At 73.0% G+C, this 16,172-nt stretch carries 11 protein-coding genes; 5 read left to right on the plus strand and 6 right to left on the minus strand.

Annotated elements, in window-relative coordinates; translation table 11 throughout:
- The first annotated feature begins 8 nt into the window (after positions 1-8).
- Entirely contained in the window at positions 9-3,257 is a 3,249-nt protein-coding gene (locus tag ACZ7PG_RS26745) for a BTAD domain-containing putative transcriptional regulator (protein WP_470241804.1), read from the plus strand.
- A 186-nt stretch (positions 3,258-3,443) separates the two neighbouring features.
- Positions 3,444-7,067: a BTAD domain-containing putative transcriptional regulator gene (locus tag ACZ7PG_RS26750; RefSeq protein ID WP_470241805.1), complete on the plus strand. Its 3,624-nt coding sequence runs from the start codon at positions 3,444-3,446 to the stop codon at positions 7,065-7,067.
- A 137-nt stretch (positions 7,068-7,204) separates the two neighbouring features.
- Here the strand turns inward: ACZ7PG_RS26750 and ACZ7PG_RS26755 are convergent, their stop codons facing one another.
- From ACZ7PG_RS26755 to ACZ7PG_RS26775, 5 genes are read right to left on the minus strand one after another with little or no spacing between them, the layout of a single operon-like run.
- Positions 7,205-8,572, minus strand: coding sequence for a GH1 family beta-glucosidase (locus tag ACZ7PG_RS26755; protein WP_470241806.1), 1,368 nt, complete (start codon positions 8,570-8,572; stop codon positions 7,205-7,207).
- Entirely contained in the window at positions 8,569-9,384 is an 816-nt protein-coding gene (locus ACZ7PG_RS26760) for a carbohydrate ABC transporter permease (protein ID WP_470241807.1), read from the minus strand. Before ACZ7PG_RS26760 ends, ACZ7PG_RS26755 begins: the two co-directional genes overlap by 4 nt.
- The gene (locus tag ACZ7PG_RS26765) at positions 9,381-10,286 is read right to left on the minus strand and encodes a carbohydrate ABC transporter permease (protein WP_470241808.1); all 906 of its coding nucleotides are present in this window, start codon (positions 10,284-10,286) and stop codon (positions 9,381-9,383) included. Before ACZ7PG_RS26765 ends, ACZ7PG_RS26760 begins: the two co-directional genes overlap by 4 nt.
- Before the next feature lie 5 nt (positions 10,287-10,291).
- Positions 10,292-11,548 carry an ABC transporter substrate-binding protein gene (locus ACZ7PG_RS26770; protein ID WP_470241809.1) on the minus strand — a complete coding sequence of 419 codons (1,257 nt, stop codon included), beginning with the start codon at positions 11,546-11,548 and terminating at the stop codon, positions 10,292-10,294.
- Between the two features lie 9 nt (positions 11,549-11,557).
- Positions 11,558-12,136 (minus strand): helix-turn-helix transcriptional regulator, encoded by a 579-nt coding sequence (locus ACZ7PG_RS26775; protein WP_470241810.1) that lies wholly within the window; start codon positions 12,134-12,136, stop codon positions 11,558-11,560.
- Positions 12,137-12,286: 150 nt separating this feature from the next.
- Between ACZ7PG_RS26775 and ACZ7PG_RS26780 the strand changes: the two genes are divergently transcribed.
- Genes ACZ7PG_RS26780 through ACZ7PG_RS26790 form a run of 3 tightly spaced genes read left to right on the plus strand, consistent with a single transcriptional unit; the run spans position 12,287 to position 14,794 of the window.
- Entirely contained in the window at positions 12,287-13,471 is a 1,185-nt protein-coding gene (locus ACZ7PG_RS26780) for a glycoside hydrolase family 3 N-terminal domain-containing protein (RefSeq protein WP_470241811.1), read from the plus strand.
- Positions 13,472-13,517: 46 nt separating this feature from the next.
- Entirely contained in the window at positions 13,518-14,387 is an 870-nt protein-coding gene (locus tag ACZ7PG_RS26785) for an oxidoreductase (protein WP_470241812.1), read from the plus strand.
- Positions 14,387-14,794 (plus strand): type III secretion system chaperone family protein, encoded by a 408-nt coding sequence (locus ACZ7PG_RS26790; RefSeq protein WP_470241813.1) that lies wholly within the window; start codon positions 14,387-14,389, stop codon positions 14,792-14,794. Before ACZ7PG_RS26785 ends, ACZ7PG_RS26790 begins: the two co-directional genes overlap by 1 nt.
- Here ACZ7PG_RS26790 and ACZ7PG_RS26795 read toward each other — a convergent pair.
- On the minus strand, positions 14,772-16,139 hold the full coding sequence (locus ACZ7PG_RS26795; protein ID WP_470241814.1) for an MFS transporter: 1,368 nt from the start codon (positions 16,137-16,139) through the stop codon (positions 14,772-14,774). The two genes, ACZ7PG_RS26790 and ACZ7PG_RS26795, sit on opposite strands and share 23 nt — an antisense overlap.
- Positions 16,140-16,172 lie beyond the last annotated feature (33 nt).

A 16,172-nucleotide genomic window follows, 5' to 3' on the forward strand; every position in this document is an offset into this window, starting at 1 on the left:
GGAGACCGATGTCGGCTGCGGACGGCTCCGCACCGAGACTCCAGCTGCTGGGCCCGGTCAAAGCGTGGCACGGCGAAACGGAGCTCGACCTCGGTTCCGCACACCGTCGGACGGTTCTCGCCGCGCTGGCGATGAACCCGAACCGCACGGTTTCGCGCGAGGAGCTGATCGACGCCGTCTGGGGCGAAGCGCCGCCGCAAAGCGCGCAGGGCTCCATCTACACCTACGTCTCCGGCCTGCGGCGCGCGCTCGAACCCGGCCGCGCCAAGGGCGAGGGCCCGCAGCTGCTCGCGTCGATCGGGTCCGGCTACTCACTCCGCCTGGACGCCGGCGCGATCGACGTCCACCGGTTCGAAACGCTGCGGGAACTGGCCCAGCGCAAGCAGTCGGCCGGTGACCCGCGCGGTGCGCGCGAAGTCCTCGACGAAGCACTCGACCTCTGGCACGGCGTCCCGCTCTCGGGCCTGCCCGGGCCGTTCGCCGCCGCCCAGCGCGCGCGGCTGGCCGAGGTGCGGCTGGCGACGATCGAGCGTCGCGCCGAGATCGTGCTGGAGTCGGGCGGGCACGCCGAGCTCATCGCCGAGCTGACCGCGCTCACCCGCGAACACCCCTTCCGCGAGACGCTGCGCGGCCTGCTGATGCGCGCGCTGGCCCGCTCGGACCGGCGGACCGAGGCGATCGCGGTCTACGCCGACGTCCGGGACAGGCTCGTCGAGTCGTCGGGCACCGAGCCGGGCCCCGCGCTGCGGCGGCTGCACGACGAACTGCGGGACAAGCCGGCGCCGAAACCGCCGCCGACCGTGCGGGTCCCGCGCTCGCCCGTCACGTCGATGCCGGACCGCGCCGACGTCTTCGTCGGCCGGGAGGCCGAGCTGGCCCGGCTGTGCGAAGCCGTCGGCGAACTCGGCTCGGGCACCGGGCATTCGCTCTGGCTGGAAGGCGAACCGGGCAGCGGCCGGACGGCCCTGCTGGCCGAGCTGCTCGCCATGGCCCAGGACTTCCGGCCCGCCTTCGCCGCGGCGGACGCGCTGGACCAGCGGTTCGCCCTGCGGCCGCTGCTCGACGCGCTGGGCGTGCACCCGCGGGCCGCCGACGAGCGCCGCGCGAACCTGGCCGCGCGGCTCGCCGAGCGGTCAGGCGAGGACCCGGTGGACGCCCTGCTGGGGCTGGTCCGCGAGCTGTGCGCCGAGGCGCCGCTGGTGCTCGTGGTCGACGACCTGCACTGGGCCGACGACACCACGTTGCGCGTCTGGCGGTACCTGAGCCGGGAGACGCGGGAGCTGCCGTTGCTGCTGGTGGGCGCGAGCCGGCCGGTGCCACGACCGGCCGCGCTCGACGAGCTGCGTGCCGAACTCGACAACGATGTCACATCCGTCGTCACGCTGCCGCCGCTGACCGAGGCGGAGACGCACGAGCTGGCCCACGAGCTGGTGGGCGCGCCACCCGGCCCGGGACTGCGGGCGCTGGTGTCCTACGGGTCCGGAAACCCGCGCTACGTCAGGGAAATCGTCGAGACGCTGCTGGCGCAGTCGATGATCGTGCTCGACGGCGTCCACGCGCACCTGGACGGCAACTCGTTCCAGACCATCCCGGCGCCGCTGGCGTCGCGGATCACGCTGTACCTGAGCTTCCTCTCCAGCGGCACCCGCGACACGCTGCGCTGGGCCGCGCTGCTGGGCAGCGACTTCTCGCTGTCGGACATCGCCGTCGCGACCGAGCGGCCGCCGACGGCGCTGGTCGGCGCGGTCGACGAGGCGATCACCGGCGGCGTGCTCGTCGAATCGGGTGACCGGCTGGCGTTCCGGCACTCGCTGCTGCGCCGCGTGCTCTACGAAAAGACGCCCGCGGCGATGCGGGTGGCGCTGCACCGGCAGCTGGCCGAGGCGTTCGCCGCCGCGCGCGCCCCCGCCGACCGCGTCGCCCAGCAGCTCGCGGCCGCACCCGCGCAGGTCGACCCGTGGGTGACGACGTGGCTGCTGGACAACATCGGCGCGGTCGCCACCGAAACCCCGCGCGTCGCCGTCGACCTGCTGCGCCACGCCGTCACGCAGGGCACGCTGCCGCCGGACGCGCGGGAGACGCTGACCGCGACGCTCGCCCGGCTGCTGTTCTGGCTCGGCCGCGAGCCCGAGGCGGAGGCCCGCTCGGTCGTCGCGCGGACGTCCGACAGCAGGCGCGCCGCCGAGATGCGCTGGATCCTCGCGTACGTCTACTACCGCCGCGGCGACTTCGCCGAGGCGACGGCCGAGCTGAAGCGGACGCTCGACGACGCCGACGTCCCGGAGATGTGGCGCGGGCGCCACGAGTCCCTGCTGGCCACGCTGGAGCGGCTCGGCGACGAGACGGCACTGGCGCCGGCCGGGCTGCACCCGCTGGACGACGCGGCGCTGTCCGTGCCGACCCTCGACAGCCTCGAGAACGCCGCCGAGCCGCTGGAAGCCGCCCGGCGGATCGCCGCGACGCGCGCGGTGCCGGGCGAGATGCACCTGGCCGGCGCGGTGCACTACTACTGGCTGGGCCGGTGGTCCCAGGCGCTGGCCGAGCTGGACGCGGTGATCCGCGACGGCGCGGAAACGGCGTCGTACGTCCTGCGCAGCCCCGGTTCGGCGTTGCTGGTGCACGGCGTGGGCGCGCTGATCGCCGGGCACCGCGGCCAGCCGGTCGTGGCCGGGACGCACCTCGACGCGGCGGGCCGGCAGCAGTGGCCCCCGGGGCTCGAGCCCGACGGCGGCGACTTCCTGCTCGGGGCCCGCGCCCTGCTGGCCGAGCAGGACGGCAGGCCCGAGGCGGCGCTGGCCGCGTTGCTGCCGCTGCTGGAGGAGCACTACCCGCCCGCGGCCCGCCACCAGTGGCTGCCCGACCTGGTCCGGCTCAGCCTGTCGCTCGGCGAGTCCGACCTCGCCCACCAGGCGGTGCGCCTGCTGACCCCGGAGGGTGACGTCCCGCCGGCCCACGCGGCGGCGGCCGCGCACTGCCGCGGGCTGGTCACCGGGGATCCGGAACCGGTGCTGACGGCGGTCACGCACTACCGGATGGCTGGCCGGTTGCTGAAGCGGGCGAAGGCGACCGAGGACGCGGCGATCCTGCTGGCGGAGACGGGCCGCCTCGACGACGCGCGGACGGCGTTCCGGGTGGCACTGACGGCGTACACGGGGATGGGCGCGGTCTGGGACGTGCGGCGCGCGGAGAGCCGGATGCAGCCGTTCGGGATCCGGCGCGCGGGCTCGGCCCGGTCCCGGGCGGTCGCCGGCGAGTGACATCCGGAGCCGGAACGTCCCGCATTCCGGTGCCGCCCTACCGAAGTCGTAACCCGCGCAGGATCGGGCAACCCGGACAGGGCTTGCCACGTCAGTAAGCTCGCCGAAGTAGTCGGCACGAAAATCTCCGCCGGGGTCCTGGGGGCCCGCCCCCGGCGGGTTCGTCCCCTGAAGAACGGCAGGGACATGCGAGGGGAAGCGGACACCGGTCTGCGAGTGGGCTTGCTCGGCCCCCTGCGGGCCTGGCGCGGGGAGGCCGAAATCGGCCTGGGCCCCGCCCGTCAGCGCGCGATCTTCGCCGTGCTCGCGGTCAACGCCGGGCGGGCGGTCCCGCGGGCCGAGCTGATCGCCGGCGTCTGGGGCGACTCCGCGCCCGCCAGCGTCGAAGGCAGCGTCCACACCTACGTTTCCGGGCTGCGGCGGGCGCTCGAACCCGACCGGTCGCGCTGGTCGGCCGCCAGCGTCCTCGTGTCGGACCCCGCCGGGTACTCGCTGCTGCTCGACGACGACGCGCTCGACGCCGCCGTCTTCGAACGCCACCGCGAACGCGCGCAGCAGCACCTCGACCAGGGCGATCCCCGGGCGGCCGTCACCGAGCTCGACGCCGCCCTCGCGCTCTGGCAGGGGGAAGCGCTCTCCGGCGTGCCCGGCGGGTTCGCCGAGCGGCACCGCGAATACCTCGCCGAGCTGCGGCTGAACACCCTCGACCGGCGGGCCCAGGCCTTGCTGGTCCTCGGCGGGCACCTCGACCTCGCGCCGGAGCTGGCGGTGCTGGCCGGCGAGCACCCCCTGCGGGAGTCGCTGCGCGAGTCGCTCATGCTCGCCCTCTACCGCAGCGGCCGGCACGCCGACGCCCTCGACGTCTTCCGCGACGCCCGCGCCACCCTCGTCGGCGAGCTCGGCGTCGAGCCCGGACCGGCGCTGCAGCGCCTCCACCAGCAGATCCTCGCCCAGGACCCGGGCCTCGACGCGCCCGCGGCGCCGGTCGAGGTCACCGGGCACCGGCTCTTCGGGCGGGAAGCGGAGACGACCCGGCTCGCCGAGCTCGTCGCCGACGTCCGGGCCGGGCGCGGGCGGGCTGTGTGGATCGAGGGCGAGGCCGGCATCGGCAAGTCCGAGCTGCTCACCAGCACCCTGCCGGACGGTCCGGGGTTCCAGCGGCTCTGGGCCGCCGCCGACGAGCTCAGCACCCGCTTCCCGCTGCAGGTGATGCTGGAGTGCCTGAAGATCGACGCGCATTCGGCCGACCCGCAACGCGCGAAGGTGGCCAAGGAGCTCGCCGGTGAGGGCCCGGTGCGGCGCGGCCTCGGCCCGGCCGACCCGGTGCTCGGCGCCGTCGACCGGCTCCTGGCCCTGGTCGACGAGCTGTGCGCGCGCTCGCCACAGGTGCTGGTGGTCGACGACCTGCAGTGGGCGGACGAGGCGTCCGTGCTGGTCTGGCACCGCCTCTGCGCGGCGACCCGCCAGCTGCCGCTGCTGCTCGTGGCCGCGACCCGCCCGGCGCCGGACCGCGCCGAGCTCGCCCAGCTGCGCCGCGGCGTCCAGGCGCGCGACGGCGTGGTGCTCGACCTCGCGCCGTTGACCGGCGAGGACGTCGGACGGCTGATCGAGGACCAGATCGGCGCCGCCCCTGGGCCCGGGCTGCGCGAGCTGGCCGCTCGTGGCGCCGGGAACCCGTTGTACGTCAAGGAAATGGTCGACGTCCTGCTGCGCGCCGGTGCGGTCGAGGTGTCCGGCGGCGAGGCCGACGTCGACGACCCGGCGGAGTTCGAAGCGCCGCGCTCGCTGGTCGCCGCGGTCGACCGGCGGCTCGACTTCCTGCCCGCGCGGACCCAGGAGGTGCTGCGCTGGGGCGCGCTGCTGGGCATGGAGTTCGCCGTCGGGGACATCGCCGCGGTGCTCGGCACGCGGCCGTCGGACCTGCTGGAACCCCTGGAAGAAGCCGTCGCCGCGAACGTCCTCATCGACACCGGGACGCAGCTCGCGTTCCGGCATCCCCTGCTGCGCCAAGCTCTTTACGACCGGCTGCTCGCCGGGACGCGGGCGGCACTGCACCGGCAGGCCGCGGAAGCGCTCGCCGGGATCGGTGCCCCGGTCAAACGGGTCGCCGAGCAGCTGGTGGCGGCACCGGCCACTGTGGACGAATGGGTGCTGGACTGGCTCGCCGCGCACCACGCGGCCGTGTCCAACCGGGCGCCGCTGATCGCCGTCGAACTGCTGGAACGGGCACTGGCCGCGGGTGCCGGCGACCGGCGCGAAGTGCTGCTCGTGGCGCTGGTCAAGGTGCTGTTCCGGCTGGAACGCAACCCGGAGTCCCTGGCGCAGCAGGCCCTCGACGTCGCCACCGACCCGGACTCGGCCGAGGAGATGCGGCACGTCCTCGCGGCGCTGCACCACCGCCGGGGCGACACCGAGCGCGCGGTCGCGATCCTCGCCGCGTCGGCCGAGGACCCGGCCGTGCCGGAGCTCTGGCGGGTCAAGCACCGGCAGCTGCTGGCGAACTTCCGCCGCGGCGATCTGTCCGATTTGGACACCGCGGAGAAGGCCGCGTACGAGACCAAGTCGTTCGCCGGCGGCGACCGGTACCTGACCGCGCACGCGCTGCAGTCGTTGTGGCTGGTGGATTCCGTACGCCGCGAGCACGACTCCGCGCTCACGCACATCGACGCGGCGATCGACGCCGTCGGCGACGAGCACGAGCTGGCCGACCTGCACCTCGACCTGCTCGACAACCGCGTCTTCACCCTCCAGAACCTCGACCGGCTCGCCGAGGCGGACGCGGCGTTGCGGGCGGCGGGCGACATCGCGGCCCGGCACGCGATGCCGGTGGGGCTGCAGGTGTCGGTCGCGGTGCACCGGTACTGGGAAGGTCGCTGGGACGAGGCACTGGTCGAGCTGGACACGGTCACCGAGGACGGCCCGGCGATCACGTTCTACGGCCTGCGCGAGCCCGGCCCGGCGGCCCTGCTGCTGCACGGCGTCGCGGCGCTGATCGCGGGCCGCCGCGACGACCGCGCGCAGGCGGCGGCCCACCTCGACGCGGCGGAGGAGTACGCCCCGGCGACCGGCGCCGAGCGCGAGAGCTTCGACTTCCTGCTGGTCGCGGACGCGCTGGCGGCCGAGCAGCGCGGCGACCGGGCCCGCGCGATGGCCGTCCTCGAGCCGATCCTGAACCCGACGTACGCGCAGATGATGCTGCGCCACCAGTGGCTCCCGACGTTCGTGCGGCTGGCGATGGAGCAGGACGACGTCGTCCGCGCCCGCCGGGCGCTCGAGGTCTGCGAGGAGGAGGCGGCGAAGGAGCGGCGTCCGGCACGGGCGCACGCGGCGGTGTCGTGGTGCCGGGGCCTGATCGAGGAGGACCCGGCGGCGGTGCTCGCGACGGCGGAGCACTTCCGCGCGGTCGGCCGCCGCCCGGAGCTGGCTTCCGTGCTCGAAGACGCGGCGGAGCTGCTGGCCCGCGCGGGCCGCCTCGACGCGGCGCACGCGGCGTTCGAGGAGGCGGCGGAGCTCTACACGGCGCTGGGAGCGCGCTGGGACCTGCGCCGGGCGGAGACGCGGCTACGACGGCTGGGCGTCCGGCGCGGCGCGTTGTTCTCCCAGGTCCGGCCGGGCCACGGCTGGGAGTCGCTGACCCCGATCGAGGTCCGGATCGCCGGCCTGGTGGCCCAGGGCCGGTCGAACCCGGACATCGCGGCGGAGCTGTCGCTGCCGCGACGAACGGTCCAGGCCCACGTCACCCGGCTCTTGGGCAAGCTCGAGACGCCGTCACGCTCGGGCGTCGCCGACGCCTTCCGCCACCGCCCTTGACGCCGTGTCGTCCATCCAGGTACGCGTGTCGTCCGCTCAGGTACGCGTGTCGTCCATCCCGGCACGCAAGCCACGCACGCGAACGGACGACACGCGTATCCCGGCGGACGACACGCGTACTCGGATGGACGACACGGCTAGTCCGTCAGCGCGTTGGCCTTCGCGACCCGGCCCAGGAACCGGCCGGAGTCCTTGACCGTCCGGACCTGCGTGTCGAAGTCGACGTGCACCAGGCCGAAGCGTTGCGAATACCCCATCGCCCACTCGAAGTTGTCGAGCAGTGACCAGGCGAAGTACCCGCGCACGTCGGCGCCCCGGCGGATCGCGTCGTGCACCGCGCGGACGTGCTCGAGGAAGTAGTTCACCCGGGCCGCGTCGTGCACCCGGCCGGACGTCACCTTGTCCACAAAGGACGCGCCGTTCTCGGCCACCACCATCGGCAACCCGCCGGACCGCGCGGAGATCCAGCCCAGCAGGTCCGTGAACACCGCGGGCGCCTGCTCCCAGCCGAACGCCGTCAACGGGCCGACGGCCGGCAGCACGTCCAGGCCCCGCAACCCCGGCAGCGGGCAGTTGCCGTGCACCGAAAGGTCCTCGAGGGGCGTCACCCGCGCCGGCGCGTAGTAGTTCACGCCCAGCCAGTCGATCGCCGCCGCGATCGTGTCCGTGTCGCCGTCGCGGATCGACGCCGCGAACCGGCCGCCGTGGTGCTCCACATCGGCGACGACGTCCGATGGGTAGCCGCGGCCCAGCACCGGGTCCAGGAAGAACCGGTTGTGGATCCCGTCGAACTTGCGCGCCGCCTCCAGGTGCGCCGGCGACGAGCCGTCGGGCAAAGCGGGCGCGAAGTTCAACGCCAGCGAGAACTCCTGGCCCGGACGCGCCGCCGAGGTCAGCGCCCGCGTCGCCAGCCCGTGCCCGAGCAGCAGGTGGTGCGCCGCGACCAGCGCCGTGTCGTGGTCCTGGACGCCGGGCGCGTGCACGCCGCTGCCGTACCCCAGGAACGCCGCGCAGAACGGCTCGTTGATCGTCGTCCACTGGTTGACGCGGTCACCCAGGGCGTCGTGGACCACGGACGCGTAGTCCGCGAACCGGTAGGCCGTGTCCCGCGACGGCCAGCCGCCCTCGTCCTCCAGGGCCTGCGGCAGATCCCAGTGGTACAGCGTCAGCACCGGCACGACGTCGCGGCGCAGCAGCTCGTCCACCAGCCGGTCGTAGAACGCGAGCCCGGCGGGCGACGGCGTCCGGCCGTCCGGCATCACCCGAGGCCACGCGACCGAGAACCGGTACGCGCCCAGTCCCAGATCCGCGAGCAGCCCGATGTCCTCGGGAAAGCGGTGGTAGTGGTCGCAGGCGACCTCGCCGGACGCTCCGCCCAGGACAGCGCCGGGGCGAGCCGCGAACGTGTCCCAGATGGACGGTCCGCGGCCGCCTTCGGCGATCCCACCCTCGACTTGGTAGGACGCGGTGGCCGCGCCCCACAGGAAACCCACCGGGAAGGTCATACTGGCGCCCCTTTCAGGATCCCCCGGACGATGTGGCGGCCCAGCAGCAGGAACAGCGCGATCACGGGCAGGACGCCCACGGTCGCGCCGGTGAGCATGAGCGCGTAGTCGGTGTAGTAGCCGCTGGCCAGCTGCGACAGCGCGACCTGCACGGTCGGCGTCTCGCCGGGGTCGAGTACCACCAGCGGCCAGAAGTAGTCGTTCCACGCGGCCATGAACGTCAGCATCGCCAGCACCGCGGCCGCCGGGCGCAGCGCGGGCACCGCCACGTGCCAGTAGGTGCGCAGGGTCGAACAGCCGTCGACGGTCGCCGCGTCGACGAGCTCGGCGCTGATCGCGTTCTCGCACGCCTGGCGCATCCAGAACACGCTGAACGCGCTGAGCAGCCCCGGCACAATCACCGCTTCGAGCCGCCCGTACCAGCCGAGCTCGCCCACCACCAGGTAAAGCGGGATGACGCCGAGCTGCGCCGGCACCATCGCCGAGCCGACGACCAGCAGGAACAGCGTGTTGCGGCCGCGGAACCGCAGCCGCGCGAAGGCGAACCCGGCCAGGCTCGCGAGCACGACGTTGGACACCATGACGGTGCCGGCGACGATCAGCGAGTTGCCCAGCGCCAGCCAGAAGTCGACGGTGTCGAAGACGCGCCGCACGTTCTCGACGAGGTGCCCGCCGGGCAGCAGCAGCGGTGACGTCTCGCCGATCGCCGAATTGTCCCTTGTGGACACGACGAACGACCAGTACAGCGGGAAGATCGACGCGCCGAGCACCCCGGTCAGCACGACGTAGACCCAGCCGCCGGGGCGCCTCACGACGACCTCACGAACCGGCGCACCAGCCGGTAGTTGACCAGCGCGAACAGCGCGCAGATCACGAACAGCACCCAGGTCAGCGCGGCCGCGTACCCGGCGTCAAAGTGCGTGAAGCCCTTCTCGTACAGGTACATCACCAGCGTCTGGAACTGGCGGTCGTTGCCGCCGGTCCCGCCCGACCCGCCGGCGTCGAACAGCTGCGGCTCGGCGAACAGCTGCAGGCCGTTGACCGTGCCGGCGATCGCGGTGAACGCCAGCGCGGGCCGGATGCCCGGCACGGTGACCGACCAGAATGTCCGCCAGCGCGAGGCGCCGTCCAGCGCGGCGGCTTCGTAGAGGTCACTGGGGACGGCCTGCATCGCGGCCAGGTAGATCAGCGCGTTGTAGCCGGTCCAGCGCCAGAGCACCATCGACGCCACCGCGAAGTGCGACGTCCAGGTCCCGGACTGCCAGTTGACCGGCGCGACGCCGAACCAGCCCAGCACTTCGTTGACGACGCCGTAGTCCTTGCCGAACAGCTGCCCGAACACCAGCCCGATCGCGACGACGGACACGACGTTCGGCAGCAGGATCCCGGTGCGCCACCAGGTCGCGCCCCGCAGTGGCCGGTCGAGCAGTGCCGCGATGCCCAGCGCCAGCAGGAACTCCGGGACCGCGGCGAGCACGAAGATGCCGACGGTGTTGGCGAGCGCGTTCCAGAAGTTCGGGTCCGCCAGCAGCTCGCCGTAGTTCGCCAGGCCGAGGTAGCCCTGGTCGCCCTCCAGCAGGTTCCAGTCGTGCAGCGACACCCACGCCGTGTAGAGCAGCGGGAAGGCGCCGAAGACGACGAAGAGGCCGAAGAAGGGCGCGACGAACAGCAGCGGCGTGGCCTTGCGGTCGAAACGGGCGAGCCGGTGCTGCACGCGCGCTACTTCAGGGCGGCTTGCGCCTGCTGGACGGCTTCCGCCCAGGCTTGGTCGACGCCGTCGGTCTTGTCCTCGATCCGCCCGAGGGCGCGGCCGAACTCCGGCCGCACGTCGGCGTCGCGCAGGCCGCGGTAGTTGGGGCGCAGCTGATCCGCGGACGCGGCGAAGATCCGGCCGGTCGGCGCGTCCCCGAAGTACGGGTCGGCGTGCGCGACGACCTGCGGGTCCGTGTAGACCGACGGCTCGCTGGGCAGGATCCCGTCGGAGAGGAAGAGCTTCTTCTGCTGCTCCGGCGCGGTCAGCCAGCGCGCGAGCTCGTAGGCCTCCTTCGGGTGCGCGCTCTGCTTCGGCACGGTCAGGAACGAGCCGCCCTGGTTGCCGCTCCTGCCGGGCACGGTCGTGACGTCCCACTTGCCCTTGCCCGCGTCGCCGCCGGCTTCCTTGATCTGGCTGAGCATCCAGGCCGGGCAGGCCACGGTCGCGAAGGAACCCTGCTTGATCGCGACGTTCCAGGCCTGCGTGAACGTCGTCGCGGCCGCCGTCTCCCCCTTCGCGGCGATGCCGCCGGAGAGGTAGAACGCGGCGCGGACGCTGGGGTTGCGGTCGCCGATGAACGAGTCGTCCTTGGCCGAGAAGTAGTTCTCGGGCGACTGGTTGAGCATCGCCGTGTAGACGGTCCCGGCCGAGTCCGCGAACTTCACGCCCGGCGTCTTCGCCGCGAAGCGCTCGGCGGTGGCGGCGTAGGCGTCCCAGTCGGGCATCAGCTTCGCGACCTCGTCACGGTCGGTCGGCAGACCCGCGGCCTGGAAGAGGTCACGCCGGTAGCAGAGGGCGAGGCTGCCCATGTCGGTGCCGAGCCCGAGGACGAACGCGCCGTCGGTGCCCTGCGCCCACTTCCAGGGCGCCCACTGCTTTTCGAGGTCTCCCGCGCCGAAGGAGGCGAGGTCGACGAACTTGTCCTTCGCCTTCCGGTACTGCGGGATGTACTGCTCTTCGATCGCGACGACGTCGGCGGCACCGTGGCCGGTCGCGAGCTGCGTCGCGAGGCCCTTGTGGTGGGTGTCGAAGTCGGTGACGCGGTTCTGCACCGTGATCTCCGGGTGCAGCTTCTGGTACTCGGCGATCAGGGGCGCGTAGCCGAACTCGCCGAAGGTGGCGATGGTGAGCTTCGTCGGGCCGCCGGAGTCAGCGGGACTGCAGGCGGCGAGCGGGATCAACGCGGCGACCGCGACGGCGGTCCGGCGGACGATCGTGCGCAACGGGCTTCCTCAGATCACACCGGCCCGCACGGCGTAGGCGACCGCGTGCGGCCGGTTGCGCAGGTTGAGCCGGTTGGTCATGGCGTAGATGACGTTCTTCACGGTCCGCTCCGAGTAGCAGAGCTTGCCCGCGATCTCCGCAGTGTCCCAGCCTTCGGCCATCAGGCGAAGCACATCCACCTCGCGCGGCGTCAGCGCCGCCGACGAGCCCTCGTGCGCCAGTGCGTCGACCTGGTCGCGCAGCGGCGCCGTGCGCCCCCGTGCGGCGGCCAGCACGCTGTCGGTGAGCCGGTCGAGCGCGGTCCGCGGCAGCACGGCCGAGACGTGGCAGTCGGCGAGCAGGCCGAGGTGCCCGGGGTCGACGTGCCCGGCGACCAGCACGATCGCGGCGGGCGACTCGGCGGCGGCGGCCCGCAGCGCGGCGATCGCCTCGCGGTCGACCTGCCCGACGGCGAACACCAGCACCGCCGCCTCGCCCCGACGGGCGCGGGGCACGACCAGCAGCTCCGGCCGGGACTTCAGGTGGTTGATCAGCCCGGTGAGCGCGATCGGGTCCGAAGCCCACGCTGCCACTCGCACCTGGTCCATCGAGGCCCCTCCCCACTGTCCGTGTCCTTGTCGTGCCAGTCTGCTGAGGTCGCCTTCACGAATTCTCTAACCGCGGTGCAGCCCTTCTTCACATCGTGAAGCCGGGTCGTCGACTACCGTCGTGGGGCACGCCGACGAGTGAAGGGACCGATGAACCACCGACGTCCGGCCGCCTTGGGGGTGGCGCTCTGCATCGCTGTCGTGAGTTCCCTGGTCACGGGCTGCCAATCGGACACCGTGGCCGGGCTGGCGATCCCCCGGTCACCGGTTCCTCCCCCGTCTTCACCTTCCCGGACGGCCGCACCTTCTTCCCCGCCTCCGACGTCGAGCCTGACGCGGCCCGGCGACTGCGCGTCGCTGGTCAACGGCCTCGACGTGCGGAGCCAGGTCGCGCAGCTGGTCATCGTGGGGGTGTCCGGCGACAACCCGGGGTCCACGGTGTCCATGGTGCGCGCCAACCAGGTCGGCGGGATCTTCATCGGCGGTAACGCAACAGCGTTGTTGAAAGATCGTTCCCTGGACGCCGTCCAGGGCGCGGCCAAGCTGCCGGTGGCCGTGTCGGTCGACGAAGAGGGCGGCCGCGTCCAGCGCATCGACGACCTCGACGGCGAGATCCCGTCGGCCCGCGAGATGGCCGCGACGAAGTCCCCCGCCCAGGTCCGCGCGCTGGCCGCCGACCGCGGCCGCCAGCTGCGCGCCCGCGGGGTGACGGTCGACTTCGCGCCGGACACCGACGTCACCGACGCCCCGGACGACGACGTCATCGGCGACCGGTCCTTCAGCCCCGACCCGAACCGCGTGAAGACGTACGCGGCGGCGTTCGCGGCGGGCCTGCGCGACGGCGGTGTCCAGCCGGTGCTGAAGCACTTCCCCGGCCACGGCCACGGCTCGGGCGACTCGCACAAGGGCACGGTCGTCACCCCGCCGCTCGCGCAGCTGCGGACGCTGGACCTCGTGCCGTACCGGAACCTCGCGGACTACGGGCCGGTCTCGGTGATGGTCGGCCACCTCGACGTGCCCGACCTGACCGGCGGCGTCCCGGCGTCGATCTCCCCGGCCGCCTACCAGCTGCTGCGGACCGAGTTCGGGTTCACCGGCCTGGTCCTCACCGACGACCTCGGCGCGATGAAGGCCATCACTGCCCAGTACTCGCTGCCGGACGCCGTGCTGAAGGCGTTGCAGGCCGGGGCGGACGAAGCGCTGTGGTCGTCCGGCGGCCGCGTGGACGAGGTGCTGAACCGGTTGGAGCAGGCCGTGAAGTCCGGTGAGCTGCCCAAGACCCGCGTGCAGGAATCGGTGACGCGCGTGCTGCGTAGCAAGGGCACGTGCGGCTGATCGTCCCTAGACTCCTCGGCGGAACGCCACCTACCTGAGGAGCGGAATGGCAAACCTGGGCGGCACTTTCAGCCTCGGCGGGGAAGTCCCCGTGACCCGGATGGGGTACGGGGCCATGCAGCTGGCCGGCCCCGGTGTCTGGGGACCGCCGCGCGACCACGACACCGCGGTCGCAGTGCTGCGCGAAGCCGTCGAAAGCGGCGTCACCCACATCGACACCAGCGACTACTACGGGCCGCACACCGTGAACGCGGTGATCAAGGAGGCCCTCCACCCGTACCCGGAGTCGCTGACGATCGTGACGAAGGTCGGCGCCCGGCGGACGCCCGACAAAGCGTGGCCGCCCGCGTTGTCCGCCGACGAGCTCACCCAGGCCGTGCACGACAACCTCCGGAACCTCGGCGTCGACGCCATCGACGTGGTGAACCTCCGCCTGAGCAACGCCGCCGGCGACTACCCGGTGCGGATGTCGCTCGCCGAGCCCTTCGGCGTGCTCGCCGAGCTGCGGCAGCAGGGCCTGATCAAGCACCTCGGCGTCAGCCACGTCACCACGGAGCAGCTCGACGAGGCCAAGGAGATCGCGCCCGTCGTCTGCGTGCAGAACCAGTACAACCTGGCGCACCGCGAGAACGACGACCTCGTCGACAAGTGCGCCGCCGAGGGCATCGCCTTCGTGCCGTACTTCCCGCTCGGCGGCTTCAGCCCGTTGCAATCGGGCATCCTGGACGACTGCGCCACCAAGCTCGACGCGACGCCGATGCAGGTCGCGCTCGCGTGGCTGCTGCACCGGTCGTCGTCGATGCTGCTCATCCCGGGCACGTCGTCACTGGGGCACCTGCGCGAAAACCTCGCCGCGGCTTCGCTCGAACTGCCGGCCGACGTCCTGGCCGACCTCGACCGGATCGGGGCCGCCTGATGGCGAACTGGGGCGATCTGGTCGCTTACATCAGGCAGGAGTACCGGGTCGTGCGCGACGACCCGGACGAGATCCGCATCCGGCTGATCTTCGGCGACGACCCCGACACCGAGCAGCGGGCCCAGATCATGGTGATCGCCCACGAGATCCTCGACCAGCAGGAGGACTGGGTCCAGATCGCGACGCCGTTCGCCCGCCACGACGAGGTCGACCTCCTCGACGTGCTGACCGAGGTCGGCAACTCGACGGTCGTGGGCGGGCTCGCGGTGATGGGCGACCACCTGGTGCTGCGCCACTCGCTGCCGCTGATCCACCTGGACATCAACGAGTTCATCGACCCCCTCGAGCTGGTGGCGGGCGCGGCCGAGCTGCTGGAACAGCAGTTCACCGGCCGCGACGACTACTGAGCGGCAGCACGGCGATGGCGGCGGCCACGGTCAGCCCGGCGGCGACGCCGAAGGCCGGGGTCGCCGTCCCGCTGCGCAGGTAGAGACCGCCGAGCAGAGCGACGCCGAGGGTGCCGCCGAGCTGCTGCACCGCGTTGAGCAGCCCGGCGGCCGAGCCCGTCTCGTGCGGGCGGACGCGGTGCAGGGCGGCGGAGAAGAACGGCACCGTGAACGTCCCCATCCCGAGTCCGCACAACGCCAGCGCCGGGGTCACCCCGCCGGCGACCGCGAGGATCCCGGCCAGCAGCAGGCCCAGTCCGGCGAACATCACGCGGGAGCCGAACTTCGGCACCAGCCAGGAACCGGCGACCCACGACGACACCGCGAGCCCGGCCGATAGCGGCAGCAGCGTCAGGCTCGTGGTGCGGACGTCGACGCCCTCGCCGAGCTGCAGCCGCAGCGGGACGAGGAGCATCAACCCGGTCATCACCGCGAAGTACAGCAGCGACCCGGCGAGCGCGGCCGGGAACCCGCGGTGGGCGAACAGGCTCGGCTCGACCAGCGGCGCGGCCGTTCGGCGCTGCTGGCACCCGAACACGACGAGCAGCGCGGCACCGGCCGCGAGCAGCGGCCACGCCGTCCCGCCCGGGCTGATCAGCGGGTAGACGAGCAGGCCGGCCCCGGCGACGACGAGCACGGTGCCGATGACGTCGAGCTTCGGGCGCGTGGCCGCCTTGTCTTCACGCAGGAACCGCGCGGCGAGCAGGACCGCGAGGCCGAACGGGACGTTCACCAGGAACACCGCCCGCCACGACAGCGCCTGCGTCAGCAGCCCGCCGAGCAGCGGCCCGGTCACCGCGGACAGGCCCATCACCGGGCCGATGCTGCCGAGCGCCTTCGCGAGTTCGTCGCCGTCGAAGAGCGCGCGGATGAGCCCGATCGTCTGCGGGATGATCAGCGCCGCGGCCGCGCCCTGCACCGCGCGGGCGCCGATCAGCAGGCCCGCGTCCGGCGCGGCCGCGCAGGCCAGCGACGCGAGCACGAAGACCGTGACACCGATCTTGAACGCCCTCGCCCGGCCGAAGACGTCCCCGAGCCGACCGCCGGTGATCAGGAAGGCCGCGAACGGCAGGGTGTAGGCCGCGCTGAACCACGGGATGCCGGCGGCCGGTCCGGGCAGGCCGTCGTGGATCACCGGGCCCGCGACCTGGACGATCGTGGCGTCGAGCAGGTTCATCGCTTCGGCGGTGAGCAGCACGGCGAGTGCGGCCCAGCGGTGCCGGTGGCGGGTCGTGGTCGGCAAGAGGTGCCCCCTTTCGGTCTCGGCACCGACCTTGACCCGGGACTCCTCTCCGATTCCACTCACAGCGGTTTCTTGGTGGATTTCTTCCACGCGATG

The sequence above is a fragment of the Amycolatopsis sp. NPDC114504 genome (assembly GCF_055633595.1).

What these genes read in the sequence shown, in the direction of transcription:
- ACZ7PG_RS26785 (WP_470241812.1), top strand. Translation starts at nt 13,518, where the DNA reads ATGGCAAACCTGGGCGGCACTTTCAGCCTCGGCGGGGAAGTCCCCGTG.
- ACZ7PG_RS26750 (WP_470241805.1), top strand. Translation starts at nt 3,444, where the DNA reads ATGCGAGGGGAAGCGGACACCGGTCTGCGAGTGGGCTTGCTCGGCCCC.
- ACZ7PG_RS26775 (WP_470241810.1), bottom strand. Translation starts at nt 12,136, where the DNA reads ATGGACCAGGTGCGAGTGGCAGCGTGGGCTTCGGACCCGATCGCGCTC.
- ACZ7PG_RS26790 (WP_470241813.1), top strand. Translation starts at nt 14,387, where the DNA reads ATGGCGAACTGGGGCGATCTGGTCGCTTACATCAGGCAGGAGTACCGG.
- ACZ7PG_RS26745 (WP_470241804.1), top strand. Translation starts at nt 9, where the DNA reads ATGTCGGCTGCGGACGGCTCCGCACCGAGACTCCAGCTGCTGGGCCCG.
- ACZ7PG_RS26780 (WP_470241811.1), top strand. Translation starts at nt 12,287, where the DNA reads ATGAACCACCGACGTCCGGCCGCCTTGGGGGTGGCGCTCTGCATCGCT.
- ACZ7PG_RS26755 (WP_470241806.1), bottom strand. Translation starts at nt 8,572, where the DNA reads ATGACCTTCCCGGTGGGTTTCCTGTGGGGCGCGGCCACCGCGTCCTAC.